Consider the following 25,220-nt stretch of genomic DNA (forward strand, 5'->3'; position numbering starts at 1 on the left):
GGATGTACGGTTGAGAGATGATTTCGACCATCGCTGACCACAGCATCACGGTCGGGCAGCTTCGACAGAACCCGACGAAGATGCTCGCCGATGTCCAAAGCGGCGAACGCTATGTGGTGACCAGCCATGGCAGGGCCATCGCGGACATCGTGCCGCACGTCGACTCGGCCTGGGTGCCGGTCGGCCAGGTCGCGCCCCTTCTCGGCAGGAGCGGCGACGAGGACTGGGCGCACGAGCTCCAGGCTCAGCGCTCCGAGCAGGACCTGCGAGACCCCTGGCAGTGAGGGCGCTGCTGGACACCAACGTCGTCATCACCGGCGGATACGTCGTGCCGGACGAGATCACCGAAGTGTCGATCTGCTCCATCAGCTACGCCGAACTCGAGCAGGGGCTCGTCGCGCCCGACCTGGATGCGGCGGCGCTTGCCGATCGCAAGCTCCAGGTTCTCGAAATCCGGCAGGCGTTCGGCAGCGGAGTCCCATTCGATGATGTCGCAGCGATGTACTACGGACGGATCGTCGAGGCCGTGCACGCCTCCGGGAGGTCACCGCGCGGTCGGATCGCCGACCTCATGATCGCCGCGGTCGCCCGGGCGCACGGCGCCGCGATCGTCACGCACAACCTCGCCGACTTCGCCGGCCTCGAGCGCATTGTGCGCGTGATCCCCGCCGACTGACCCGAGCCATCGCTCCCGGAGTCGTGCACGCGACACGCCGAGTGGAGGCGTACACAACTCCGGAACCGATGGCGCGGGGCTCAGCGCGCGCCGGTGAGGGCGCGGGGGTCGGTGATCGCGTCGTACTCCTCCGCGGTGAGCAGGCCGCGGCCGACGATCGCGGTGCGCACGTCTCCGCCGGTCTCGAGCGCCTCGTGGGCGATCTGCGCGGCTGTGGTGTAGCCGATCCGCGGAGTCAGCGCCGTCACGAGGCCGACGGAGGAGGCCACGCGGGTGCGCAGCAGCTCGGCGTCGGCCTGGATGCCGTCCACGCAGTTCACCCGCAGCGTGCGGCACGCGTTCGTCAGCCAGGTGATCCCCTGCAGCAGCGCGTTGGCGATGACCGGCTCGAACGCGTTCAGCTGGAGCTGGCCGTTGTCGGCCGCCATGGTGATCGACACGTCCGCGCCCGCGATGGCGAACGCGACCTGGTTGACCACCTCCGGGACGACCGGGTTGACCTTGCCGGGCATGATCGACGAGCCGGCCTGGCGCGGCGGGAGGTGCAGCTCGCCGAAGCCGAACTGGGGGCCGCTCGACAGCAGGCGCAGGTCCGAGGAGATCTTGGACAGCTTGATCGCGGCGCGCTTCAGGGCCGCCGAGACGAGCATGAAGACGCCGGTGTCCGAGGTCGCCTCGATGAGGTCGGTGGCGGTCACGAGCGGCAGCCTGGTCGACGCCGCCAGGTGCCGCACGACCGCGGACGCGTAGCCGGGCGACGCGGTGATGCCGGTGCCGATCGCGGTCGCGCCGAGGTTGATCTCGGCCAGCAGCGGGATGGTCTCGGTCAGCCGCAGGTTGTCCTCGTCCATCGTCACCGCGAACGCCGTGAACTCCTGGCCGAGCGTCATCGGCACGGCGTCCTGCAACTGCGTACGGCCGATCTTCAGGTGGTCGCGGAACTCCACTCCCTTGGCGCGGAAGGCCGACGCCAGCAGGGCGTGCTCGGCGATCAGCCGCCGCAGCCCGATGGTGAGCGCGACCTTGACGGCGGTCGGGTACACGTCGTTCGTGCTCTGGCTGCGGTTGACGTGGTCCAACGGGTGGAGGACGTCGTACCTCCCGCGCGCAAGCCCGAGGCGTTCGAGCGCGAGGTTCGCGATCACCTCGTTGGCGTTCATGTTCGTGGAGGTGCCGGCGCCGCCCTGGATGAGGTCGACCACGAACTGGTCGTGCAGGCCGCCCTCCACGATGTCCTGGCAGGCGGTGTCGATGACGCCGGCGACGGACGGCTCCAGCACCCCGATCTCCGCGTTCGCCCGTGCGGCTGCCTGCTTGACCAGCGCCAGGGCGGTCACGAGCTCGGGATACGTGCCGATCCCCCGCCCGGAGATCGGGAAGTTCTCGACGGCGCGCTGGGTGTGCGCGCCCCAGTAGGCGTCGGCCGGCACCTCGACCGGCCCGAGCGAGTCGTGCTCGATTCGGGTCGCGGTCACGACACGACATCCACGACGGTCTGTGCGAGCGCGACCGCGGCGTCCCGCAGCGCCTTCTCGGCGAGCGGCCCGACGCACGCGGCTGCGAACTCGGGCTGATGGTTGGTCGCCGGGAGGCTGCCGACGCCGATGTACGGGTGGATGGCCGGGACGACCTGCGACACGTTGCCCATGTCGGTGGAGGCGCGGTTCATCCGCCCTGCGGCGGACGAGCCGTCGAACACCCGGCCGAGCGCTTCGGCGTTCGCGCGGTAGAACGCCAGCGCCCGCTCGTCGTTGCGGAACTCCGAGTACGGCTTGCTCTCCGGTGTGACGGTGAGCGTCGTGCCGGAGGCGAGCGCGCCCGCCTCGAAGCAGCGGTTCACCTTCTCCTCGATGCGCTCCAGTTCCGCCAGCGTCTCGGCGCGGACGTACCAGCGGCCCTCGGTGCGGTCCGGGATGGCGTTGGGCGCCTGCCCGCCGACCGTCTGGATGCCGTGCACCCGCGCCGAGTGCGGGAGCTGCTGGCGCAGCAGCCCGATCGCCACCTGCGCGACCACGAAGGCGTCGTTGGCGTTGACGCCCTCCTCGGGATAGGCGCCGGCGTGGGCCGCCTTCCCGTCGTACTGAACGTGCGAGTGCGCGACCGCGAACGGGCGCGCCTCGGCAACGTCCACGGGCCCGGGGTGCGCCATCAGCGCGAGGTCGAGGCCGCCGAACGCTCCGCGGTCGAGCAGCTCGATCTTGCCGCCGCCACCCTCCTCGGCCGGGGTGCCGTAGACCTCCACGGTGATGCCGAGTTCATCGGCGAGCGGGGCGAGAGCGGACGCGACGCCGACGCCGATCGCGGCGATGAGGTTGTGGCCGCAGGCGTGCCCGAGGCCGGGGAGGGCGTCGTACTCGGCGCAGACGCCGATGCGGACCGGCCCCGAACCGGCCGTGGCCAGAAACGCCGTGTCCAGGCCGAGGTAGGCGGGCGTGACGGCGAAGCCGCGGGCGGCCAGGGCCTCCTGGAGGCGGGCGCTGGCGCGGTGCTCGTTCCACGCTGTCTCCGGGTCGGCGTGCAGCGCCTCGGAGAGGGCGACGAGCGACGGGAGGCCGGCGTCGACGAGCGCGCGGACGCGGTCCTTCAGACTCGTGGCCGCGTCGACCGCGACCTCACTCATCCCCCGGCACTCCGTAGCTCGGCGCGCCCGCGGGCATCAGCCCGCGCGTCACGTACGCGTCCCGCTGCGGGAGCCACGTCTCGACCAGGATCTCCCCCAGCAGCTCGACCGGGTTCTCTGCCCAGTCGACGCGGAGGTCGGTGACCCGCCAGCCGGCGTCGCGCACGACCGCGACGCCGGCCGAGTGCACCGGCCCCTCCTCGCCGCCCGCGGCGATCGCGGCCTGGAGCGCGGCCAGCAGCCGCACCTCCAGCTCGCCCGTGGACGCCTCGAACGCGTCCACCATGCGCTGCGGGATGTCGTCGGACGCGAGCATGTTGCCCGCCGCGACGGCGTGCGCCGACTGCGCCTGGCCGTGGTGGCCGAGCACGTGCGAGCCCGAGTGGATGGCCGAGCGGCCGTTCCGGTCGATCACGAGGAGCTGCCGGTAGTCGATATCCGGCGTGGAGTCCACGACCCACGCCAGCACCTCCCCCACCGACCGGCCGTCGCTCAGGCCGTCGATGAGCTGCGGCCCGAGGCGGGGGTCGGTGATGTTCTGGGAGTGCGCGCCGCCGACGCCGTCGGCGAGGTTCACGCAGCGGGCGGCGACCGCGGGCGACGAGGAGCAGATGGCCGAGCCGATCGCCCCGGTGCCGTCGACGGCGAGGATGGAGAAGGTCACTTCGCGCCTCCCGCCGCGGCGGTCGGCGAGCTGATGACCGCCGTCGCGTCGATCTCGACCAGCCACTCCGGCCGGGCCAGCGCAGACACGACGATGCCGGTGGAGACCGGGAAGACGCCCTTCAGCCAGCGTCCGACCACCCGGTAGACGGCCTCCCGGTAGCGCGGGTCGATGATGTAGATGACGACCTTCACGACGTCCTCGAGGCTCGATCCGGCCTCCTCCAGCAGCATCGCGATGTTGGCCATCGCCTTCTCGGCCTGCGCCTCCACGTCGCCGATGCCGACCGACTCGCGGGTGTCGAGGTCCTGGCCGATCTGGCCGCGCAGGTAGACGACGCCGCCCGCGACGACGGCCTGGCAGAGGTCGTTGTCGAGGTTCTGCTCTGGGTAGGTGTCCTTGGTGTTGAACGGGCGAATGCGGGTGTGGGTCGGCATCAGACGGCTGCTCCTTCCGCCGCGACCGCGGCGTTCTCGTACGACAGGTAGGTGCGCTGGATCTGGATCTGGTCGGCGATGTAGCCGGCGTCGTGCCAGACGCCCCAGATGAAGCTGGAGCCGCGGCGCGACTGCCACGGCAGGCCCAGGAAGTAGACGCCGCGCTCGGCGGAGACGCCGCGCTGGTGCACGGGCCGGCCCGCCGCGTCCAGCGCATCCACCTGCAGCCAGCTGTAGTCGACGCCGAAGCCGGTCGCCCACACGATGGAGGTGATCCCGGCCGCGGCGAGGTCGAGCTCGGTGACCGGGTCGGTGACGCACGCGGGGTCCGCGCCGAGGATGCGCGCCTCCGGCTCCTCGGGGAGGTCGAGACCGTTGCGCTCGATGTAGGCGTCGGCCTCGTCGAGCACCGAGAGGTAGTTGGCATCGCCGGCGTGGATGTTGGCGGCCAGGTCGCCGCCGAACCGGATGACGCCGTTTGCGTAGTCCTGGGTGCGGCCGACCAGCGTGATGCCGCTCTCGGCGAGCTCGCGGAAGTCCACGGTGCGGCCGCCGCGCGCGCCGCTGACGGCGATGGTCACGTGCTCCGCGCCGGCGGCGGGGGCGGAGGCCTCCCACTTGCCGAGGACGCCCAGCCACCACACGTTGTCGCGGCCCCGGTAGCGGCGCGGCGGCCGGTCGTGCGGTCCGACGGAGAGGTGCACCTGCCGGCCGGCGCGGCGCAGCTCGTCGGCGATCTGCACGCCCGAGGAGCCGGCGCCGACCACGAGCACGCCGCCGGCCGGGAGCTGGCCCGGGTTGCGGTAGTCGCTGGAGTGCAGCTGCTCGACGCCCGCCGCGGCCGGGATGACGGTGGGGATGACCGGCTTCTGGAACGGCCCGGTCGCGGCCACGACATAGCGCGCGGTGTACGAGCCGTCCGTGGTCTCCACCTGGAAGCCGGGCGCGCCGGTGTTGCGGCGGACCGACAGCACCTCTACGCCGCTGCGGATGGGCGCGTTCGTCATCGCGGCGTAGGCGACGAAGTAGTCGGCGACCCGCTCCTTGGGCGCGAAGCCGTCCGGGTCGACGTCGTCGAACTCCAGGCCGGGGAAGCGGTCGTGCCAGGCCGGCCCGTTCGCGACGAGCGAGTCCCAGCGTCCGGACCGCCAGCGCTCGGCGATGCGGCCGCGCTCCAGCACGAGATGCGGGATGCCGCGCTCGGTCAGGTGGGCGCTCATCGCGACACCGGCCTGTCCCGCGCCGACGACGAGGACCTCGATTTCCTGGCTCGACATGCTGATCTCCTTCGCTGATGCGTGATGGTCTGGCCATTGTCAGCAGGTCAGCGCGAATCTGTAAAACAATGAGAATCGGGGCATTAGATCAGTAGAAGTGATGCTCGCGTGTGCGACGTGTGCGCGAATCCAACCTCTCGATCGCGACGGCCCGGCCACGCCAGACGATTGCATCAGTTCAAATGATGCACTTCAACGCTTTTCAACGCTCGTTTCGATGCACCACTGGTGCGTACTCTGCGAAGACCACGGCGGGAGGTCCCCGGCCGTGGCGAACGGAGGAGAGCCCCGTATGACGCTCGAGACCACGATCCGCCTCGCGACCCGCATCGACGGCCGCGCCGTCATCGGCGGCGACCGCGTCCCCTCCGCGTCGGGCGAGACGTTCGTCACGATCAACCCGGCCACCGGCGAGGCGCTCGCGGAGGTCGCCAAGGGCGGCGCCGCCGACGTCGACCGCGCCGTGGCCGCGGCCCGCGCCGCCTTCGAGTCCGGCGCGTGGAGCCGCCGCGACGCCGCCGACCGCGGCGCCGTCCTCCGCCGCCTCGCCGCCCTCATCGAGCGGAACGCCGACGAGCTCGCCCTCCTCGAATCCCTCGACATGGGCAAGCCACTCGCGCAGACCAGCACCGTCGACGTGCCCGGCACCGCGACGACCTTCCGCTGGTACGGCGAGCTCGCCGACAAGCTCACCGACGAGGTGCCCTCCACTCCCCCGGGCTCGACCGCGATCGTCAGCCGGGTGGCCCTGGGCGTCGTCGCCGCGATCGTCCCGTGGAACTACCCGCTCGACATCGCCGCCTGGAAGCTCGCGCCTGCACTGGTCGCCGGCAACAGCGTCGTCCTGAAGCCCGCGGAGACCACCAGCCTCACCGCCCTCCGCCTCGGCGAGCTGGCGCTGGAGGCCGGTATCCCCGCTGGTGTGCTCAACGTCGTCCCCGGTCCCGGCTCGGTGATCGGCCGGGCGCTCGGCCTCCACATGGACGTCGACGCGCTCACCTTCACCGGCTCGACGGCGGTTGCCAAGAAGCTGCTGACCTACGCGGGCGAGTCGAACATGAAGCGGCTGAGCCTGGAGGCGGGCGGCAAGAGCTCCAACCTGATCTTCGCCGACGTGGAGGACCTGGCGCTGGCCGCCGAGAAGGCCGCGTTCGGGGCGTTCTACAACCAGGGCGAGGTCTGCTCGGCCAACTCGCGCATCTTCGTCGAGCGCACGGTCTACAACGAGTTCGTGGCGCTGCTGACCACCGCCGCCGAGGCCTACCGCTCGGGCGACCCGCTCGACCCGGCCAGCGGCAACGGCGCGCTCGTCTCCGAGTCGCATGCCGACGGCGTCGCCGCAGCCATCGAGGCCGCAGCCCGCGACGGCGACCTGATCGGCGGCGAGCGCATCGAGCGGCAGGGCTCGCGCGCGTTCATCGACCCGGCGATCGTCGCCGGCCTCCCGCTGTCGCACGCCCTGCACCGCGAGGAGGTCTTCGGCCCGCTGGTCGTCGTCCAGGCCTTCGACCACGAGGACGACGCCGTGCGGGCCGCCAACGCGACCGACTACGGCCTCGCCGCGTCGCTCTGGACCTCCAGCCTCTCCCGCGCCCACCGGGTGTCCGAGCGCCTGGTCGCCGGCACCGTCTCGGTGAACACCGTCGACGCGCTCGGCGCCACGACACCGTTCGGCGGGTTCAAGCAGTCCGGTTTCGGCCGCGACCTCTCCCGGCACGCCATCGACAACTACGTGGGCCTGAAGACCACGTGGTTCCAGCACGCGTAGGAGGACCGCGCGCCCAACGGCTGATCCCTGACCGGCGCAGTCCCCGCCCTCCGCCGGATTTTCCCCACCAGTCCCCACCCGAAGAGAATGCAAGGACGAAGGAGTCCCCGATGACCGACACGAAGCTCCAGACCTCGAACATCCGCACCCAGCACTTCCGGAAGACCCTCGGCCGGCTCGACATCGTGTTCCTGTCGATCAGCGCGGTCATCTCCATCGACACCGTCGCCCAGATCGCGGCGGGAGGCGGCGCAGAGGCATTCACCTGGACCGCGGTGATCGGCCTCACGTTCCTGTTCCCGTACGCGCTCGTCATCTCCGAGCTCGGCAGCACCTTCCACGACGAGGGCGGCCCCTTCGTCTGGGTGCGGCTCGCGTTCGGCAAGCTGACGGCGGCGATCGCGACCCTGTTCTACTGGATCACCAACCCGCTCTGGATGGGCGGCTCGCTGGTGTTCATCTCCGCCGCGACCTGGGGCGCGTACATCGCCCCGCTCCCGGAGGGCAGCGTCGGCGACATCGCGTTCAAGCTGGTCTTCATCTGGCTGGCCATCGGCACGGCGATCATCGGCCTCCAGTACGGCAAGCACATCGTCGCCGCCGGCGCGATCGTGAAGATCCTGCTGCTCGTGGTCTTCGTCGTCACCGTCGCCGTGTACGCGGTCAAGAACGGCGTGCACGGCTATGCGGCCGGCGCGTTCTCGCCGACGCTCGGCGGGTTCCTCGCGGTGACGCCGGTCATCCTGTTCGCGGTCGTCGGCTTCGAGGCGCCGAACGGGGCGGCCGAGGAGATGCGGAACCCGCAGCGGGACGTGCCGCGGGCGATCACGTCCTCCGGCATCATCTCGATCCTCTGCTACCTCGTGCCGATCTTCGCCATCCTGGCCGTGCTGCCGGCGAACAAGGTGCAGGGCGCCAGCGGCCTCCTGGACGCGTTCAAGGAGGTCTTCTCCGTCTACGGCATCGCGACGGGACCCGTGATGGTCGTCGCGGCGCTGCTGTTCGTGTTCGTGGTGCTGACCCAGGCGAGCGCGTGGATGATCGCCTCCGACCGCGTGCAGGCCGCCGCGGGCGCGGACGGCGCGTTCTTCCGCTACTTCGGTGTCTTCTCCAAGCGGTTCGGCACCCCGGTGCGGATGAACCTGCTGTCCGGGATCGTGGCGACGGTGTTCTGCGTCGCGGCGACGCTGCTGTTGAAGGGCAGCACGGCGGCCGTGTTCACGGTGGTGCTGACCGTCGCCATCTCGACGCTGCTGCTGTCGTACCTGGTGATCTTCCCGTCGATCATCCGGCTGCGGAAGAAGTACCCGGACGTGGAGCGGCCGTTCCGCGTGCCGGGAGGCCGCGCCGGGCTGTGGACCGCGGTGGTGGTCATCTACGCGTGGGTGCTGCTCGGGTCGTGGGTCGCGGTCTTCCCGGGAACGCTCGAGTCGGTCCTCGGCGTCAAGTACGACTTCGTCGACACTTGGGGCGTCGACCGGCCGACCTTCGAAGGCTTCACGGTCGGCACACTGATCGTCATCACGGTGCTGGCGCTGGCCGGATACTTCTGGCAGCGGGCGCGGGACCGGCGCGTCGACGCGGGGCCCGAGGTGCTGCTGGAGCCGGTGCGCGACTGAGCGGCCACCGCACCCGCGGACAACGGAGGAGACCCCGGCCCAGGCGGCCGGGGTCTCCTCCGTTCACTGCGTTTCGAGGCCCGCGGGTGGCGGATGTCCTCCGTTGCCGACAGCGGTTCAGGCCGGGACGGCCGCGGCCGAGACAAGCTCCGCCGCGCGCTCGGCCACCATCATCACCGTGATGACCGGGTTCACCGACGTGAGCGTCGGGAACACCGACGCGTCCGCGATCCGTAGGCCGGCGATCCCGCGCACGCGCAGCTCCGGGTCCACGACCGCGAGTTCGTCGTCGGCCGCGCCCATCCGGCACGTTCCGCTCACGTGGTACACGGTCTGGTGGATGGCGCGCTGCACGGCCGACAGCTCCTCGTCCGTCTGGACGTCGGGGCCGGGGAAGACCTCCCGCACCAGGTGGCTGCGCATCGGCTCTGCCTCGGCGATCTCGCGCGCGAGCCGCACCCCGGCGACCAGCATCCGCTCGTCGTGCCCGGCCGCGTCCGTGAAGTAGCGGTAGTCGATCACCGGCGGCTCGTCGGGGTCGGCGGAGGCGATGGTGACACGGCCGCGGCTGTGCGGCTTGGCGACGTTCGGTGCGATGGCGACGATCGAGGACGGGAACCGCACACCGCGGGCGCGCGGATGGTCGACGACCGGCTCGACCGGGAAGTGCATGAGCACGTCCGGCTTGGTCGGGTCGCCGTCCACGCCGACCATCGCGCCGGCGTCCCAGCCGGAGGCGGAGACCGCAGGCGGAGGCGACACGGCCTCCCAGACGACCAGGCCCTCGGCGTGGTCCTGCAGGTTCTCGCCGACACCGGGGAGGTCGAGCACGGTGTCGACGCCCGCGGCCGACAGCACCGTCGACGGCCCGATCCCGGAGAGCAGGAGCAGCCGCGGGGTGTCGATGGCGCCGCAGGCGAGGACGATCTCCCGCCGTGCGCGAACCTCGTGCAGCGCGCCGGTGGCGTCGCGGTAGTGCACGGCGCCGGCACGGCCGTCGTCCACCACGATCCGCGAGGCCCGCGCTCCGGTGATGACGTCCAGCGTTGCGCGCGTGTCCATCACGTCGTGCAGGTAGTGGATGGAACTCGACCCGCGCACGTTCGTCGCCGGATCGTAGCCGACCTCGAAGAAGCCCGCGCCGCGCGCCAAAGAGTCAGTGCGGCCGTCGTTCCAGCGCTCCTGCAACGGGAGGCCGAGGGCCGTGACGGCGGAGGTGACCACATCCGCGACGAACGGATTCCGGTCCGCCGCCCCGACCGGGTGCACCGGGATGGCGAGTCGGTCGAAGTAGGGCTGGAAGCTCTCCGCGTCCCACCCGGCGGCCCCGGCCTCCACCCATTCGGCGAGGTCGGAGGCGAGCGGACGCCAGGCGATCATGGTGTTCGCGGTCGAGCAGCCGCCGAGGATCCGCATCCGCGACTGGCGGATGCCCGAGTTGCCGCGCTCCTGCGGCACGCTGCGGTAGTCGAGGTCGTACTCGCTCTCGATCATCTCCTCCCAGCGCCGGAGCTCGCGGGCGCGACCCTCGTCGCGGTCGCTCGGGCCCCACTCCAGGAGGGCGACCGTCACGTCCGGCTTCTCGGAGAGGCGCGCGGCGACGATGGCGCCCGCAGTGCCGCCGCCGACCACGACGTGGTCGTACTCGGCGGCGGCGGGCTGTGCTGCTGGATCGAGGGTCATTCTGCTCCTGCGACGGTGGTGGGGAGGGAGGTGGAGGCCACGGCGAGCACCGGCGTCTTCGACGGCGCCCACTTCATGAGCGCGTAGTAGAGCGGGCAGATCACGGCCAGGCCGACGATCCACGAGATGTCGACGCCGCCGAGCGCGGTCGCGATCGGGCCGGTGTAGAAGGCGGTGTTGATGAACGGCAGCTGGATGAGGACGCCGAGCACGTAGCAGATCACGGCGTTGCGGCTGATCCGGCCGTAGATTCCGCCGTCCTGGCGGAACAGCGACGCGATGTCGTACTTGCCGTGCTTGACCGCGTAGTAGTCGACGAGGTTGACGGCCGTCCACGGGATGAGCACGCAGAGCAGCAGGATCATCAGGTTCGACAGGTTGACCAGGAAGTTGGCCGAGAAGGCGAAGCCGAGCACGAGCGCGACGAGGAAGAGGATGACCGCGATGGCGCCGCGGGTGACGGCCCGCGGGATCCACTTCGGGAACAGCGTCTGCCCGATGGTGATGATGGCGAGGCTGCCGCAGTAGAGGTTCATCCCGTTGCTGACGCTGATGCCGACGCCGAACACAAGCATCGCAAGCCCGGCGATCCCGGGGACGAGCGCGCTGAGGCCGGTCGCGACGTCGTCCTTCGGGAACGCGGCGCCGACGATGGAGCCGAGCACCATCGGGATGACCGACCCGGCGACGCAGCCGGCGAACGTCGCCCAGAACGCGGCGCGCACGCCGGTGTCCTTCGGCATGTAGCGGGTGTAGTCGGACACGTATGGCGCGTAGGCGATCTGCCAGAGCGCCGCGACGGAGACGGTGCCCATGATGCCGGTGGCGGTGACCGAGCCGTAGTTGATGGCGCTGGCGGGGAGGGTACCCGCGGCGAAGATGTAGACGAAGACGATCGCGATCGTCAGGCCGGCGACGATGCTCATCACGGTGCCGAAGACGTGCAGCAGCCGGTAGCCGAACACGGCTCCGAAGACGCTGATGAGGCCGACGATCACGGTCGACCAGAACGCGCCGAGGTGGGTGAGCGAGTCGAGCGCCTGGCCTCCCAGGATCACGTTCGAGGCGAAGAAGGCCACGTACATCCCGACCACGATCACCACGACCAGGAGGCTGCCGTACGACCCGAACTGCGCCCGGGTCTGCAGCATCTGCGGCACGCCCATCTGCGGGCCCTGCGCGGCGTGCAGCGCCATGACGACGCCGCCGACCAGGTTGCCGACGACGAGCGCGACGATCGCCGCCCAGATCGGGAGGCCGTACACCGCCGTCGCGAGGAGGCCCGTCGCGATCGACAGCATCATGATGTTGCCGCCGAACCAGATCGTGAACAGGTTACGGGCCTTGCCGTGTCGCTCATCCTCGGGGATGTAGTCGATGGTGCGGGTCTCGACGCCGAGGGCGTCGCTGCGGACCTCTGTGGTCATGGTGTGCTCCTCGCCCTGGTGCTTCGGGTTGTTCGTCGCTTGGCATAGAAGCCTCTGCTGTTGCGCCGCATCTATCAAGTAAGGTTGCCTGAAGCACTGCATCACTTCGTTAGATACCGCGCCGCGGGAAACCGAACCGAAACATCGCCGTAATCGGCCCGACCGACGGGAGGCCTCGCATGAGCAAGAAGCCGGATGTCACGCTCGCGCAGCTCCGCTACTTCATCGAGGCCGCGACGCACCTCTCGATGACCCGCGCGGCCGAGGAGCTGTTCGTCGCGCAGTCGGCCGTCTCGTCCGCCATCGCGCAGCTCGAGCAGCAGGTCGGCGCGCAGCTCTTCATCCGCCAGCGCTCGCGCGGGCTGACGCTCACGCCCGCCGGGCAGCAGTTCCTCGGCGACGCCAGGGCGCTCCTGCTCAATCTGGAGGAGGCGCTCGACACCGCGCGCGGCATCGACAACCAGGTCCGCGGCACCATCCGGATCGGCTGCTTCGTCACGCTCGCGCCGTTCATCCTCCCGGCGATCGTCAGCCGGGTGCGGTCCGAGCATCCCTATCTCGACATCGAGGTGGACGAGCTGGATACCGACGGTGCGCGGGCGGCGCTGCGCAGCGGCCGGGTGGAGCTGCTGATCGGCTACGACTTCGGCTTCGGCAACGACATCCGCACCGCCGTGCTGTCGGATGCTCCCCCGCACGTGATCCTGCCCGCCGACCACCCGCTGGCCGCGTCGCCGCAGGTGTTCCTGCGCGAGCTGTCGCGTGAGCCGATGATCCTGCTCGACCTGCCGCACAGCCGCGAGTACTTCCTCGGGATCCTCGCCGGCGCCGGCCTCCAGCCCGAGATCCGGCACCGGTCGCTCAACTACGAGACCGTGCGCGCGTTCGTCGCGCACGGGCACGGCTTCTCGATCCTCAACCAGCGGCCGCGGCACGACTTCAGCTACGACGGCGAGCGGGTGGCGGCGCTCCCCATCGCGGACAGCGTCCCCGCCCTCCCGGTGGTGCTCGCGGCGATGCGCTCGGTGCGGGCGACGGCCCGGGCGCGCGCGGTGAGCGACATCGCCGCCCAGGTGGTCGCGGAGGCGCTGAACCCCGACCCGCTGCGCGCCTGAGATGACGACGACGTTTCGGGCAGATCACACATCTGCGTGGATGATGAACTGATCCAACCGAAACTATTTGCATGATCTATCGCGCCCGCCGAGACTGGTCGGATACGCGAAAGGGACGCCGATGACGAGTCTGCACTTCACGAACGCACGCCTGTACCTGGGCGACGGCGTCTGGCGGGACGGCGGAGTGCTCGTGCGCGACGGCCGCATCGCGGCGGTCGGAGCGGACGACGAGCTCGCAGCGCTGCGGGACGCCGGCACGGTCGTCCGCGACGCGGCCGGCGGCTCCCTCCTCCCCGGCTTCCACGACACGCACGTGCACCCGCCGATGGCGGGCAGCTCGCTGCTCGGCATCGACCTGATGCCGGTGCACGACGCCGGCGAGTACCGCCGGGTGATCGCGGCGTACGCGGCAGCGCATCCCGAGCTCGACACCATCGTCGGCGTCGGCTGGTACGGCGACGTCTTCCCCGGCGGCCTCCCCACGCGGGAACTGCTCGACGCCGTGGTCCCGGGGCGCCCGGTCATCCTCACCAGCCACGATGGGCACGGTGTCTGGGTGAATTCGCGGGCACTGGAGGCCGCGGGCGTGCGCGACGACGTGACCGACCCGCTCGGCGGCCGGTTCGTGCGCGACGGCGCCGGACGCCTCACCGGCGTGCTGCTCGACACCGCGGTGCAGGCACTGGAGGCCATCACGCCGCCGCCTGCGCCCGGGTTTCTGGAGGAGGCGATCCTCGCCGCGCAGCAGCGCCTCCACTCGGTCGGCATCACGACCTGGCACGACGCGGCCGTCGGCAAGAGTGAGCTGGGGCCGGACTCCTTCGACAGCTATCTGGCCCTCGCCTCCCGCGGCGCACTCACCGCGCGGGTCGTGCTCTGCCAGTGGTGGGACCGCGACCGCGGTCTCGAGCAGGTGGACGAGCTCATCGAGCGGCGCGAGCGGGCCGCTGACGTCCCCGGCGTGACGGCCGGCGTCGTCAAGATCATGCAGGACGGCGTGATCGAGAACCACACCGGCGCCCTCCTGGAGGACTATGCCGACGGCTCTGGTGGGAACGGCGACTCCTTCATCCCGCCCGACCTGCTGAAGACGATCGTCGCCGAACTGGACGCGCACGGCTTCGACGTGCACCTGCACGCCGTCGGCGACCGCGCCGTCCGCGAGTGCCTGGACGCGGTGGAGCACGCGCGCACCGCCAACGGCCCGGACGGCGGCCGCCACCAGCTCGCCCACCTCGACGTGGTCGACCCGGCCGACTTCGACCGCTTCGCGGCGCTGGACGTCACCGCCAACGCGCAGCTGCTCTGGGCGCGCACGGACACCGAGATCGTCGAGCGCAAGCTGCCGATGATGGGCCACGACCGCGCCACGCGGCACTTCCCGTTCGAGTCGCTCCGCCGGCACGGCGCGCGCATCGTCGGCGGCAGCGACTGGCCGGTCTCCGACCCGAACCCGCTGTGGGCGATGCACACCGGCACGACGCGGCTGGCGCCCTCCACCGACCCGCACGCGACAGGGCAAGCGCTGACGGAGCCGCTGCTCGCCGCGGAGGCGCTGCCGCTCGCGACCGTGCTGGACGCGTACACGGGCACGGCGGCGTGGGTCGGGCGGATGGAGGACGTGACCGGAAGACTCGCCGCCGGCTTCGCCGCCGACCTCGTCCTCCTCGACCGCGACATCTCCGACGGCCGCGGCCTCGACACCGCCCGCGTGGTCGAGACCCTCCTCGCCGGCATCACGGTCTGCCCCACGTAGCCGCCGCTATCCATTCCGGAGTTGTGCACGCCTTCCGACGGCGTGTCGCGTGCACAACTCCGGAACCGATGGTCAGGCGGCGCGCTCTTCGGGGAAGGCGTGCAGGCCCTCGGGTGCGATGGTAAAGCGGACCTGTTGGCCGGGGGTGAGTGCGTCGGCCGCCTGCGAGAGCATCGTGACCGGGATGCGGAGGTCGCCGGCGACGATCTCGGCCCGCGCGAACGGCCCGAAGAAGTCGAGCGCGCGCAGCACGCCGGACGCGGATCCGGCGGTGGTCGCCGCGTCGTCCGCCAGGATGCGCACCCGCTCGGCCATGACGAGCACGTCGACGCGGTCGCCCTCGCGGAGGTCGTCCTGCGAGGTGGTCAGCGACAGGCCGCCGATCTCCACCGTGGCGGCCGCCCCGAAGCCGTGGACGACGCCGGTGCCGAGGGACTGGCCGCCGAGGAACTGGGCGACGAACCGGTTGCCCGGCGCGCGGTACAGGGACTCGGGGGTGTCGTTCTGCTGGACGACACCGTGGTCGAGCATCATCACCTGGTCGCCGAGGTCCATCGCCTCCTCCTGGTCGTGGGTGACCATGATCGTGGTCAAGCCCGTTTCCCGGTGGATGCGCTTGAGCTCGCGCTGCATCTCCCCGCGGATCTTCTTGTCCAGCGCGGAGAGCGGCTCGTCCAGCAGCAGCAGGTCCGGGGAGGTCACCAGCGCCCGCGCCAGCGCGACACGCTGCTGCTGGCCTCCGGAGAGCTGGGCCGGGGAACGGCCGCCGAAGTCGCCCAGGCCGACCAGGCCGAGCATCTCCTCCGCCTTCTTCTTCGCCGCCGACCGCGGGGTGCGGCGGGCGCGCAGCCCGTACATCACGTTCGCCAGCACGCTCAGGTGCGGGAAGAGCGCGTAGTTCTGGAAGACGAACCCGATGTTGCGCTTCTCCACCGACAGCCGGGTCACATCCCGGTTCCCGACCCGGATCGCCCCGCCATCGGGGTCCTCCAGTCCGGCGACGATGCGCAGCAGGGTGGACTTGCCGGACCCGGAGGAGCCCAGCATGCAGGAGAACCGGCCGTCGCCGACGGTCAGGTCCAGCGGTTCGAGGACGCGGGTGCCGTTGAACGTCTTGGACACACCGGTCACAGTGAGCTCGGCCATCAGTTTCCTTTGTTCGTAGAAGTCGTGAAGAGCTTGGCGGCGTTGCCGGACAGCCAGTTCAGGATGACCACCAGCAGCACCGTGGAGAGGATGATGATCGTCGCCAGCGCATCCACATCCGGCGTCACACCCAGGCGCACCATCGAGTAGATCTGCACCGGCAGGGTCGAGACCCCGATCGGAGCCAAGAACAGCTGGATCGCGAAGTTGTTGAACGTGATCACGAACGCCAGCAGGCCGCCCGCGATGATGGACGGTCCGATCAGCGGGATGGTGATGGTGAGGAACGTCCGCAGCGGGCCCGCGCCGAGAGAGTGCGCGGCCTCCGCGTAGTGCGGGTTCAGGTCGCGCAGGCGGCCGGAGACGATCAGCACGACGAACGGCAGCGAGGTCACGATCGACGCGAGGATCAGCCCGAGCGTGCTCGACCCGAGGCCCAGCCAGCCGAACACCACGACGAACCCGGCGGCCAGGATCAGCGCCGGGACCGTGAGCAGGGCGAGCAGGAGGCTGTTGATCGGCGCGGTGATGTAGATGCGGCTGCGCGCCATCCCGAGCGAGAGGAGGGTGCCGACGATCACGGCGAAGATGGTCGCCTGCATGGCCAGGTTGAGGCTGGTGAGCAGCGCGTCGACGAGGGCCTGGTTGTTGGCGAGGTTCGCGTACCAGTCGAAGGTGAAGTGGAACGGGAAGGTGCCGTACCGGGACTGGTTGAGGCTGAGCGCGGTCATGGCCAGCAGCGGCAGCGCCAGGACGACGAGCACCACGTACAGCCAGATCTTCATCAGCCGGGGCAGGACGGCGGTCTTCATCGGAGCACTCCTTCGGTTGTCAGCGCATCCTCCGCCAGCCGCGCCTGCGCGGTCACCCGCTCGGCCTGGGGCCGCCTCGCCTTGGACACGCCCGACAGCGCGGAGCGCGACCACGACAGCAGCCCGGTCACCCCGCCGACGATCGCCAGCGACGTCACGAGCAGCACCAGCGACATCGCAACGGCGAACTGCTGGTGGACTCCCGCCGAGAGCTGCGCCGAGATGGTGTTGCCGAGCATCTGCCCGTTCGGTCCGCCGAGGATGGCGGGCTCGGCGAACGCGCCGACGGTCTGGACGAAGGTGAGCGCGAAGTTCACGCCGATCATCGCGGTCGATAAGGGCCAGATCACGCGGGTGAACACGAACCCCTCCGACGCGCCCAGGGTGCGGGAGGCCTCCAGCACCGAACCGCTGATCTGCTCGGACGCCGAGTACATCACCAGGATGGCGGTGGGGATGGACTCCTGGACCAGCATCAGGATGTTCGCCGCGGGGGTGTACATGATCGACGCCTGCGGGTCGGCCAGCCCGATCGAGGACAGGAGCGACATCACCGGGCCGCCGGCCTGGATCAGGCTGACGAACCCGTAGATCAGCAGAAGCTGCGACGTGATGTACGGGATGATGACGAACCCGAGGATCAGCGGCTTCGCCTTCGGGCTCGTGTAGCGGGCCAGCGCCCACGCCGCCGGCCAGGCCAGCGCGATGCTGACCACCGTCACGCAGAACGCGATCAGCAGCGTCCGGCCCAGCAACGACATGTACACCGCGCTCGAGAACATCTCCGTGAAGTTCTCGACGGTGACGCCGCCCGAGCCGTTCGTGAAGCCGATGATCAGCAACGCGACCAGCGGCAGCAGCGCGAACAGGACGAGCAGGAGGCCGCCGGGCGTGAGCAGGAAGCCCGTGCCCAGGGCCCCCCTGGCCCGCCGCCGGGGACGGCGGGCCAGGGACAGCGGGGCGGTGGTCATCAGGAGCCGGCTTTCACCTGCGTCCAGGCGTCGACCCACGACTGGAGCCGGTCCGCGGGCTGCGGGAGCTGCAGCGCGAGGCTCGAGATCTTGTCGGGGTTGGCCTGGAGGCGGTCCAGCGTGGCCGGTTCGAGCGACGCGACGACCGACTTGTTCGCCGGGGCGGGCGAGGAGTCGGCGGGGGTGTTCGCCCACTTGGTCAGGAAGTCCTTGCCTGTCATGTAGTTCAGCCACTTGTAGGCGAGGTCGAGGTGCTGCGTCTTGGCCGCGATCGCCCAGTTGTCGATCCAGCCGACCGCGCCCTCCTTGGTGACCTCGTACCGGAAGTTCGACGTGCCCGGCGCGTTGCCGGCGACCAGTCCGCCGATGCCGTCGGAGTTCGCGATGCCCGCGACGATGGCACCGCTCGCGATGCCTTTGGCGAGGTCGTCGGTGGACGAGTAAAGCAGCTTGGCGTTGTCCTTCAGCTTCTGCAGCGCCGGCGTGACCTTGGCCATGTCCGGGTTCTGCGGGTCCTCACCGAGGTAGAGGGCGGTGATCGGGACGAGCACGGTCGCGTCGTCGATGAGGGCGATCTGGCCCTTGTACTTCGGGTCCCACAGCACGCTGAGCGAGTCGGGGGTCGGCGCCACCTTGCTGCCGTCGAAGAAGAGGCCGGTGCTCCCCCAGGTCCACGGGACGCCGTAGAGCTTGCCGTCCTTGCGGATCTCCTTGCGGCCGGAGAACTCCGGGTAGAAGTCGGTGTAGTTCGTCAGCTTGGAGGTGTCCAGCTCGTGGAAGATGCCCTGGTCGATGCCCTGGCCGATGTACTGGATGTTCGGCAGCGCGACGTCGATGCCGCCGTTGGCCTTGTTCACCAGCTGCAACTCGTTCGACTCGGAGTCGATGTACTGGAACTTGAGGGTGGCCCCGGTCTGCTTCTTGAAGTCGGTGGCGACCCAGGGCAGGTCGGCGCCGTAGCCCTTCCAGATGGCGACGGTGAGGGTGTTGCTGCCGCTGCCGCTGCCCGCTGCGCTCGGCGACAGCGAGCACGAGGTCAGCGCGACGGCCGCGGCGACGGCCGCTCCGACGGCGATGGTGGCACGTCGCGCGATGGAGCGGCGCCGTTGCCCTTTGGTGCTGCGTGAGTTGTTCACGTCATTCTCTCCTTGTTGTGTGGTGCTGCGTGGGTCCACTCCTGGCGGGTGGAGGTGGTGCGGTCCGGGTGGTGCGGTCCGGGTCAGAGGATGCCGGCGGTGGCGTCCTCCAGGTAGGTGCGCGCCGCGATGAGCTGCCCGACCGGGTCGGCGGCGGCGTCGAGCTCGAGCAGGATGCCGCCCCCGTAGCCGATCTCGGCGAGCGTGGCCGCGAAGGCGGGCCAGTCGACGATGCCCTGGCCGGCGGCGCGGAAGTACGGGCGGTGCCGGTCCCAGATGCCGCCGTCCACGAGCGCGTGCTCGCGGAAGGCGCCGGCGGCGTCCTTCCAGTGCGCGATCACGACGCGCTCGCGGTGCCGCGAGACGAGCTGCACCGGGTCTCCCCCGCCGAGCACGATGTGGCCGGTGTCCGGACAGAACGCGACGAGGAACGGGTCCGTCAGCAGCAGGAACAGGTCGACATCGCGCGGGGTCCAGAACACCGAGTGGCTCTCGGTGTGGAGGGCCAGGGTGACGCCGTGGCGCTGGGTGATCGCGCCGACCTCGTTGGCGATGTCGGCGATCGGCGCCGCGGTCGCGAGGTCGACCGGCGCGAGTCCGTCGCCCTCCGCGTTGTTGCGGCGCATCGGGAGCCCGGCGACCAGGAAGGAGGCGCCGATCCTGGCGAGGAAGGCGGCCTCCGTCTCGGCGGCGGCGAGGATGGCGGCGCGCGTGGCCGGGTCGGTCACGTCCTCCGCGTGCTCGATGTCGGCGAAGTAGGCGCTGACGACCGAGAGCCCGCGACGCTCCAGCTCGGCGGCGAAGCCCTCCGTCGACCCGTAGGCCGCGATCGCGGTGAGGCGGTCGGCGGGCGGGAAGGTCATCTCGAGCTCGGCGACGCCGGCCTCCTGCAGGGCGTCGAGGATGGTGTCCCAGACGCGGCGCGGCTCGGCGGCGGCGAGCGCTTCGAGCTCCTCACGGCTGGTGAGGCCCCAGAAGCCCGGGTCGAAGAAGGTGATCAGGTCGACGCCGAACGCGCGGGTCGTGGCCGGCGCGGTCGTGGTGGATGCGGTGGTGGCGGTCATGCGATCGCGGTCTCCTCGAGGGATGCCGAGCGCCAGGTCTCGGTAGACGGGGCGGGGCGCTCGCAGGTGGTGGTCAGGGTGTGGAGGCCGTCGGTGCCGTTCGCGATCGCGTCGAGCACCTCCAGCACGTGCAGGGCGAAGTCGGCGCTGGTGCGGTGCGGCTCGCCGGTCAGCGCGGCGGCGAGGTCGGCGACGCCGGGGCCGCGCAGCGGAAGCAGTTCCTCTAGGAGACCGTCGGTGAAGCCTTCGATGACGGGAGGCAGCTCGCGCCACTCCTCTTCGCCGTGCAGGCGCACGCGCACCGCGTCGTCGTAGTTGTTCGGGTCGGGGACGCTGAGCGTGCCCTTTGACCCGTACAGCTCGATGAACGGGAGGTTGTGGTCCCAGATGTCGAAGCTGGCGAGCACCGTGCCGATCGCGCCGGAGGCGAAGTCGAGCGTCGCCGAGGCGTGCGTCGGGATGGTGACGTCGATGGACTCCACCCGGCGGCCCGGGGTGGAGACCGGGCGGACGGTGCTGCCGATCCGGGCGCGGGCGGAGACGCTCGCGACCGGGCCGAGCAGGTTGACCAGCGCGGCGATGTAGTACGGGCCCATGTCCAGCGCGGGGCCGCCGCCGGGGATGAAGAGGAAGGTCGGGTCCGGGTGCCAGAGCTCCGCCTTGCTGTGGGTGACGAAGGCGCTCGCGCCGATCACCTCGCCGATCAGGCCCGCGTCGACCGCCGCACGTGCGGTCTGGCCCGCCGAGCCGAGGAACGTGTCGGGCGCGGAGCCGAACAGCACGCCGCGCTCGCGGGCCTCGGCGACGAGCGGGGCCGCCGTGGCGAAGGAGGCCGTGAGCGGCTTCTCCGTGAAGACGTGCTTTCCCGTCGCGAGGAGGGCGCGGGTCACGCTCTCGTGGGCGAGCGGTGGGGTGAGGTTGACGAGGATGTCGACGCCCTCCGCCGCGGCCAGCTCGTCCACGCTCGCGAACACCGGGACGCCGTAGCGCTCCCCCGCCGCCTGGGCGAGCTCCTGGCTCAGGTCGGTGCAGCCGACGATGCGGAGGCCGTCGAAGCGCTCCAGACCGCGGAAGTACGCGCCCGAGATGTTGCCGCAGCCGACGATGCCGACTCCGATCCGGTCTTTCTGAACAGTCACGCTGGCCCTTCTTCGTCGAAGCTCTCGGCGGAAGAAGCACGTTTGCTTGTCGCCGTTGATCGGGAACGTTAGCAATTATGCGCGGTAATAGCAAAACTATTTTTTCTCGCGTAAGATCAGGCACTGGCACGAAGGGGTAGACCACAGATGGATCATTCGGAGATGCGGCAGCGCAACGCCGCCAGCACGCTCGGCATCCTGTACCGCACCGGCCCGGCGAAGATGACCGAGCTGCAGCAGGAGTCCGGGCTCTCGCGGCGGACGATCGAGCTGATCCTCGACGACCTCATCGACAGCGGCTGGGTCGTGGAGCTGGCGGCGGCCTCCCCCGACGCCCGCCCGGTCGGCCGGCCGGCGCGGAGTTTCGCGTTCCGCTACGACGCCGCGTGCGTGGTCGCCCTGCAGTTGGAGGCCGGCCAGATCCACGCGACCGTCGCCGACCTGGCGACGTCGATCCTCGGCGACCTCCGGGTGCCGCTGCCGATCAAGACCTCCCGGGCCGAACGCCTCAGGCTCCTGGAAGACTGCGTGACGCGGCTCCTGGAGGAGGCCGGCGTCGACCGCTCCGCCGTGGTCGCCGTGACCGTCTCCACTCCCGGCATCGTGCGCGACGACGGGATGGTCGACCTGCCGATGACGATGCCCGAGTGGACCGGCTTCTCACTCCGCGACGCGGTCGGCGAGCTGTTCGACTGTCCCGTGCGGGTCGAGAACGACGCGAAGGTCGCCGCGCTCGGCGAGAAGTGGTCGCGCGACGGCGAGGTGCAGGACTTCGCCTACATCTTCTCCGACAGCGAGCGCATCGGTATCGGTCTCGTGCTGCGCAACGAGCTCTACCGCGGCCGCGACGGCGCCGCTGGCGAGGTGAGCTGGGCGCGCGACCTCGGCCTCCACGACCTGGTCAGCCCACTGCTCGTCGACCTCGACGACGAGCTCGCGCCGGGCCATGCGGCGACCTGGGAGCTGGTCACCGCCGCACGCGCCGGCGAGCCGCACGCGCTGGAGGAGGTCGACCGCCTCGCGAACGCGCTCAGCACCGGCGTGACCCTGATCGCGTGGCTGCTCGCGCCGGAGGAGATCATCCTGGGCGGGTCGCTCGGCACGCTGCAGGACCTCCTCATCCCCGCGCTCGAGCGCACTCTCGCGAAGAACGACAGGCCGATCGAGACGCGCCTCCGCGGCTCGCAGTACGGCGACGCGAGCGTCCTCACGGGCGCGCTGCGCATGTGCATCGAGTCCCTCGGCGAGCAGCTGTTCACCCCGGCCGGCGTCGCCACCATCGGCCGCGCCCGCATCCCCGCGGCTCCTCCCGCCGAGGAGGCCGCGAGCTAACCCCGCCGCTCCCGCAGGAGGTTTCGCCCCGACACGCGCCCGCACCTCCTGCCGAACGCCGTCCGGCAGGAGATTCGGACCGTGTCCTCCTTCAGGAGGTCACGTACTCCAACCCCACCGCCGTCTCCAGCGTCGCGCTGGCCGCGTGCAGGGACACGCTCCAGGTCTGGTCGCCGACCACGCCGTCCACGTTGACGCCGCCCCAGCCCTGGAAGGCCTCCACCGACGCACGGGTGTGCGGCCCGAAGATCCCGTCGATCCCGCCCGGCGTGACGCCGCCCCACCGGTCGGCCCCGTTGGTGAGGACGGTCTGGAGGCTGGACACGACGGCCCCGGTCGAGCCCTCGCTGAGCACCGGCATCGGGCCGCCGTCCGGGAGGGCCGCCCAGGTGAGCGGGCCCACGATCCCGTCGGGCACGAGTCCCGCTCCGGTCTGGAAGTCGATGATCGCGGCCTTCGTCGCGGGTCCGAAGATCCCGTCGACGACGATGCCGAGGTTCGGTGTGCGCCGCACCGCGCGCTGGGCCCGCTTGACCGCGTCGCCGGTGTCGCCCTCCTGCACCGTCGGCTGTCCTGGATTCGGCATGATGACTCCTCTCGTCCGAGCGCCGCCAGTGTCGCAGACCGTCCGGTCTACGGCAAGGCGTCGTTCCTGGACGTTCCGCGGCCGCCCGCGTGGCCGCGCATGACCCGCGAATGGGGGGTCTACCGTTGGCGCATGGCGATCAGAATCGAACTGCGGACGGCGGACTGCCCCGTCTGCGGAAAGCGCATGGACGGCACGGTGAAGATGCTCGGCAACCCGGGCCAGGCCGGCTTCCGCACAGCCCCGCAGGATGTGCACTGCGTGTCGGGCTGCGAGCGGGCGCTCGGCGACAACCGGGAGCGGATGCTGGGGGTGTTCCAGGAGTAGGGGGTCAGCCGGGGCTCTGCGCCTCGAGGAACGCTCCCATCTGCCGGTAGTAGACGAGGAGTTGGACGCCGGCGGCCGCGAACAGGGCGAGGGAGATCAGGCACAGGATGAGGGAGACGAGCACCGTCGCGCTGACGACGAATCCCAGGACCATGAGCGAGAGCCCGGCGTAGAGCGGCGCGGTCCCCAGACTCGCGCGCCGGAGCTGGCGCGCCGCGGCGACGATCGTGTCGGCGTGCTCCGAGTCCATCGGCCGCCTGCCCCGGATCTGCTTCATCACCGACTTCCGCTCCCTTCGGCTCAGCGGACTGGTCACCGCTCGCCAGCGCGTGATGTAGTGCTTGGTGCGCACACCCCAGATGAAGCCGATGAGGGCCACCAGAAAGCCGATCGCCGACAGCGTCAACCCGGCGAACTCCCGGACGCCCATGCCGCCGCTCGTCGCGTGATGAGCGGGGCGGGGCAGCGCGAAGGCGAGGACGAAGCCCGCCAGCCACGAGGCGACGAAGAGTCCGAGGACCCACGCCAGCACGCGCCCCCGTCGCCGGCCGAGCCCGTCATCCGCGACGCCCTGTGCCAGCTCGTCGGCCGCCCGCCAGCGGGCTGCGGCCGGGTCCTCCACCGTGGTCACGGCCGCCGCCCCGCTGCCGTCAGGCCCGCGGAGCGCGGCCCGACCGGAAGTATTCGCTGGCCGGCTTGATGAAGACCAGGATGGTGGCGATCACGCCGAGGACGACCTGGAGTGCGCCTATCCCGTAGCCGCCGAGGATCCCGGGGAGCGAGAGGACGGTGACGATCAGCAGGACGATGCGCGCCCAGTTCGCCCCACGGCGCATGAACACGGCGAAGAGCACGTAGGCGGCGATGAAGAGGATGCCGAAGATCACGTTCAGCGTGACGCCGATGCCGACGGCCGCGCTCGCGGTCCCGCCGGAGACCTGCCCGCTCTGCTGCAGACGGGTCGTCATCGACCCCATGCTTGCGAGCACGATGATCATTCCCACCAGGCTGAGCACGGCGCAGGCGATGTAGAGCCAGAACGCCGTGTTGACCTGCTTCGGCGCGGTAGCGGCCGCGCCGCCTCCGGTCGTCCTCGTTCGAGCCGACGCGTCCGGAACATCCGCTTGTGGCGTGCGATCGCTCATATCCAACCCCTCGATTCGGTGTCAAACCGGTCGTCCGACCGGCGCCGCTCACGGTAGGCCTGAGATTGCGATTGAGCAATAGTCACTTTTTGGGCGGCCGGGAGGGCGAACACCCGGGCCCCTCACTCCTTGCGGCGCATCCAGTGCTCGCGCATGAACATCCGGCCGAACCACGCACTCAGCCCGTTCCCGCCGAACTCGTCGGGATCGGCGTCGAGCACCTCGGTGCCCTCCGGCTCCGGCAGCGCGGCCGCGTCATCGCTGGTGAGACTGGTCTGCACGGCACCCGTCGTGATGCGGCCGACGAGGTTCGCGTCGACGAAGCGGAGGCCTGCGGTCGTCTTCACGGCGATCCCGTCGAAGAGGTCGATGGTGCTGTCCTGGAGGACATGCTCGACCGTACCGATCTCTGTTCCGTCGGCGGTCAGGACGGGAGTGCCCTTCTGGAGGGCGGTGTAGGCGATGGGGGTGTCTTCGTCGGTCACGAAGGCGACTGTACGCCGGGGACGCCGGCGCG

The 25,220-nt window shown here is 70.6% G+C and carries 25 protein-coding genes; 8 read left to right on the forward strand and 17 right to left on the reverse strand.

What is annotated here, in order from left to right:
• Nucleotides 1–17 precede the first annotated feature (17 nt).
• Together ABIA36_RS02110 and ABIA36_RS02115 are read left to right on the forward strand one after the other, a co-directional pair.
• Nucleotides 18–284: a type II toxin-antitoxin system Phd/YefM family antitoxin gene (locus ABIA36_RS02110; protein WP_369960624.1), complete on the forward strand. Its 267-nt coding sequence runs from the start codon at nucleotides 18–20 to the stop codon at nucleotides 282–284.
• Nucleotides 281–676, forward strand: a complete 396-nt coding sequence (locus ABIA36_RS02115; protein ID WP_369960625.1) for a PIN domain-containing protein — start codon at nucleotides 281–283, stop codon at nucleotides 674–676. Before ABIA36_RS02110 ends, ABIA36_RS02115 begins: the two co-directional genes overlap by 4 nt.
• Before the next feature lie 80 nt (nucleotides 677–756).
• On the opposite strand, the gene ABIA36_RS02120 is transcribed toward ABIA36_RS02115, so the two are convergent.
• Genes ABIA36_RS02120 through ABIA36_RS02140 form a run of 5 tightly spaced genes read right to left on the reverse strand, consistent with a single transcriptional unit; the run spans nucleotide 757 to nucleotide 5,674 of the window.
• Complete coding sequence (locus ABIA36_RS02120; RefSeq protein ID WP_369960626.1) at nucleotides 757–2,151, reverse strand: aspartate ammonia-lyase; 1,395 nt, start codon at nucleotides 2,149–2,151, stop codon at nucleotides 757–759.
• Nucleotides 2,148–3,296: a M20 family metallopeptidase gene (locus tag ABIA36_RS02125; protein WP_369960627.1), complete on the reverse strand. Its 1,149-nt coding sequence runs from the start codon at nucleotides 3,294–3,296 to the stop codon at nucleotides 2,148–2,150. The genes ABIA36_RS02120 and ABIA36_RS02125 overlap by 4 nt, the downstream gene beginning before the upstream one ends.
• Nucleotides 3,289–3,960, reverse strand: coding sequence for a DUF1028 domain-containing protein (locus ABIA36_RS02130; protein ID WP_369960628.1), 672 nt, complete (start codon nucleotides 3,958–3,960; stop codon nucleotides 3,289–3,291). Before ABIA36_RS02130 ends, ABIA36_RS02125 begins: the two co-directional genes overlap by 8 nt.
• Nucleotides 3,957–4,397, reverse strand: a complete 441-nt coding sequence (locus ABIA36_RS02135; RefSeq protein WP_369960629.1) for a RidA family protein — start codon at nucleotides 4,395–4,397, stop codon at nucleotides 3,957–3,959. The genes ABIA36_RS02130 and ABIA36_RS02135 overlap by 4 nt, the downstream gene beginning before the upstream one ends.
• Nucleotides 4,397–5,674 (reverse strand): flavin-containing monooxygenase, encoded by a 1,278-nt coding sequence (locus ABIA36_RS02140; protein ID WP_369960630.1) that lies wholly within the window; start codon nucleotides 5,672–5,674, stop codon nucleotides 4,397–4,399. The genes ABIA36_RS02135 and ABIA36_RS02140 overlap by 1 nt, the downstream gene beginning before the upstream one ends.
• A gap of 292 nt (nucleotides 5,675–5,966) precedes the next feature.
• Here ABIA36_RS02140 and ABIA36_RS02145 point away from each other — a divergent pair, with 292 nt between their 5' ends.
• Nucleotides 5,967–7,442, forward strand: a complete 1,476-nt coding sequence (locus ABIA36_RS02145) for an aldehyde dehydrogenase family protein (protein ID WP_369960631.1) — start codon at nucleotides 5,967–5,969, stop codon at nucleotides 7,440–7,442.
• 110 nt (nucleotides 7,443–7,552) lie between these two features.
• Complete coding sequence (locus ABIA36_RS02150; RefSeq protein WP_369960632.1) at nucleotides 7,553–9,061, forward strand: APC family permease; 1,509 nt, start codon at nucleotides 7,553–7,555, stop codon at nucleotides 9,059–9,061.
• Between the two features lie 117 nt (nucleotides 9,062–9,178).
• Here ABIA36_RS02150 and ABIA36_RS02155 read toward each other — a convergent pair whose 3' ends face one another.
• Both ABIA36_RS02155 and ABIA36_RS02160 read right to left on the reverse strand, forming a co-directional pair.
• Complete coding sequence (locus ABIA36_RS02155; protein WP_369960633.1) at nucleotides 9,179–10,744, reverse strand: GMC family oxidoreductase; 1,566 nt, start codon at nucleotides 10,742–10,744, stop codon at nucleotides 9,179–9,181.
• Complete coding sequence (locus ABIA36_RS02160) at nucleotides 10,741–12,171, reverse strand: cytosine permease (RefSeq protein WP_369960634.1); 1,431 nt, start codon at nucleotides 12,169–12,171, stop codon at nucleotides 10,741–10,743. The genes ABIA36_RS02155 and ABIA36_RS02160 overlap by 4 nt, the downstream gene beginning before the upstream one ends.
• Nucleotides 12,172–12,350: 179 nt before the next feature.
• Here ABIA36_RS02160 and ABIA36_RS02165 point away from each other — a divergent pair, with 179 nt between their 5' ends.
• Both ABIA36_RS02165 and ABIA36_RS02170 read left to right on the forward strand, forming a co-directional pair.
• Nucleotides 12,351–13,286, forward strand: a complete 936-nt coding sequence (locus ABIA36_RS02165) for a LysR family transcriptional regulator (RefSeq protein WP_185278129.1) — start codon at nucleotides 12,351–12,353, stop codon at nucleotides 13,284–13,286.
• Between the two features lie 121 nt (nucleotides 13,287–13,407).
• Nucleotides 13,408–15,045 carry an amidohydrolase gene (locus tag ABIA36_RS02170; protein WP_369960635.1) on the forward strand — a complete coding sequence of 546 codons (1,638 nt, stop codon included), beginning with the start codon at nucleotides 13,408–13,410 and terminating at the stop codon, nucleotides 15,043–15,045.
• A gap of 72 nt (nucleotides 15,046–15,117) precedes the next feature.
• Here ABIA36_RS02170 and ABIA36_RS02175 read toward each other — a convergent pair whose 3' ends face one another.
• The 6 genes from ABIA36_RS02175 to ABIA36_RS02200 all read right to left on the reverse strand — a co-directional run bounded on the left by ABIA36_RS02175 (nucleotide 15,118) and on the right by ABIA36_RS02200 (nucleotide 21,313).
• Nucleotides 15,118–16,191: an ABC transporter ATP-binding protein gene (locus tag ABIA36_RS02175; RefSeq protein ID WP_369960636.1), complete on the reverse strand. Its 1,074-nt coding sequence runs from the start codon at nucleotides 16,189–16,191 to the stop codon at nucleotides 15,118–15,120.
• Nucleotides 16,191–17,003 (reverse strand): ABC transporter permease, encoded by an 813-nt coding sequence (locus ABIA36_RS02180; RefSeq protein ID WP_369960637.1) that lies wholly within the window; start codon nucleotides 17,001–17,003, stop codon nucleotides 16,191–16,193. Before ABIA36_RS02180 ends, ABIA36_RS02175 begins: the two co-directional genes overlap by 1 nt.
• Nucleotides 17,000–17,974, reverse strand: a complete 975-nt coding sequence (locus ABIA36_RS02185; protein ID WP_369960638.1) for an ABC transporter permease — start codon at nucleotides 17,972–17,974, stop codon at nucleotides 17,000–17,002. Before ABIA36_RS02185 ends, ABIA36_RS02180 begins: the two co-directional genes overlap by 4 nt.
• Nucleotides 17,974–19,110: a PotD/PotF family extracellular solute-binding protein gene (locus ABIA36_RS02190; RefSeq protein WP_369960639.1), complete on the reverse strand. Its 1,137-nt coding sequence runs from the start codon at nucleotides 19,108–19,110 to the stop codon at nucleotides 17,974–17,976. Before ABIA36_RS02190 ends, ABIA36_RS02185 begins: the two co-directional genes overlap by 1 nt.
• A gap of 83 nt (nucleotides 19,111–19,193) precedes the next feature.
• Nucleotides 19,194–20,174: a sugar phosphate isomerase/epimerase family protein gene (locus tag ABIA36_RS02195; RefSeq protein ID WP_369960640.1), complete on the reverse strand. Its 981-nt coding sequence runs from the start codon at nucleotides 20,172–20,174 to the stop codon at nucleotides 19,194–19,196.
• Nucleotides 20,171–21,313 carry a Gfo/Idh/MocA family protein gene (locus ABIA36_RS02200; protein ID WP_369960641.1) on the reverse strand — a complete coding sequence of 381 codons (1,143 nt, stop codon included), beginning with the start codon at nucleotides 21,311–21,313 and terminating at the stop codon, nucleotides 20,171–20,173. Before ABIA36_RS02200 ends, ABIA36_RS02195 begins: the two co-directional genes overlap by 4 nt.
• Nucleotides 21,314–21,460: 147 nt before the next feature.
• On the opposite strand from ABIA36_RS02200, the gene ABIA36_RS02205 reads away from it, so the two are divergent.
• Nucleotides 21,461–22,645, forward strand: coding sequence for an ROK family protein (locus ABIA36_RS02205; RefSeq protein WP_369960642.1), 1,185 nt, complete (start codon nucleotides 21,461–21,463; stop codon nucleotides 22,643–22,645).
• 91 nt (nucleotides 22,646–22,736) lie between these two features.
• Here the strand turns inward: ABIA36_RS02205 and ABIA36_RS02210 are convergent, their stop codons facing one another.
• Nucleotides 22,737–23,231 (reverse strand): peptidoglycan-binding protein, encoded by a 495-nt coding sequence (locus tag ABIA36_RS02210; protein WP_369960643.1) that lies wholly within the window; start codon nucleotides 23,229–23,231, stop codon nucleotides 22,737–22,739.
• A gap of 132 nt (nucleotides 23,232–23,363) precedes the next feature.
• Between ABIA36_RS02210 and ABIA36_RS02215 the strand changes: the two genes are divergently transcribed.
• The gene (locus ABIA36_RS02215) at nucleotides 23,364–23,558 is read left to right on the forward strand and encodes a hypothetical protein (protein ID WP_185278140.1); all 195 of its coding nucleotides are present in this window, start codon (nucleotides 23,364–23,366) and stop codon (nucleotides 23,556–23,558) included.
• Nucleotides 23,559–23,562: 4 nt separating this feature from the next.
• On the opposite strand, the gene ABIA36_RS02220 is transcribed toward ABIA36_RS02215, so the two are convergent.
• The 3 genes from ABIA36_RS02220 to ABIA36_RS02230 form a co-directional block, all read right to left on the reverse strand.
• Entirely contained in the window at nucleotides 23,563–24,189 is a 627-nt protein-coding gene (locus tag ABIA36_RS02220) for a hypothetical protein (protein ID WP_369960644.1), read from the reverse strand.
• A gap of 19 nt (nucleotides 24,190–24,208) precedes the next feature.
• Entirely contained in the window at nucleotides 24,209–24,703 is a 495-nt protein-coding gene (locus ABIA36_RS02225) for a hypothetical protein (RefSeq protein WP_369960645.1), read from the reverse strand.
• A gap of 122 nt (nucleotides 24,704–24,825) precedes the next feature.
• Complete coding sequence (locus ABIA36_RS02230; protein ID WP_369960646.1) at nucleotides 24,826–25,188, reverse strand: hypothetical protein; 363 nt, start codon at nucleotides 25,186–25,188, stop codon at nucleotides 24,826–24,828.
• Nucleotides 25,189–25,220: the final 32 nt, after the last annotated feature.

Origin of the sequence: Leifsonia sp. EB34 (assembly GCF_041260585.1) — a bacterium.
Taxonomy (GTDB): domain Bacteria; phylum Actinomycetota; class Actinomycetes; order Actinomycetales; family Microbacteriaceae; genus Leifsonia.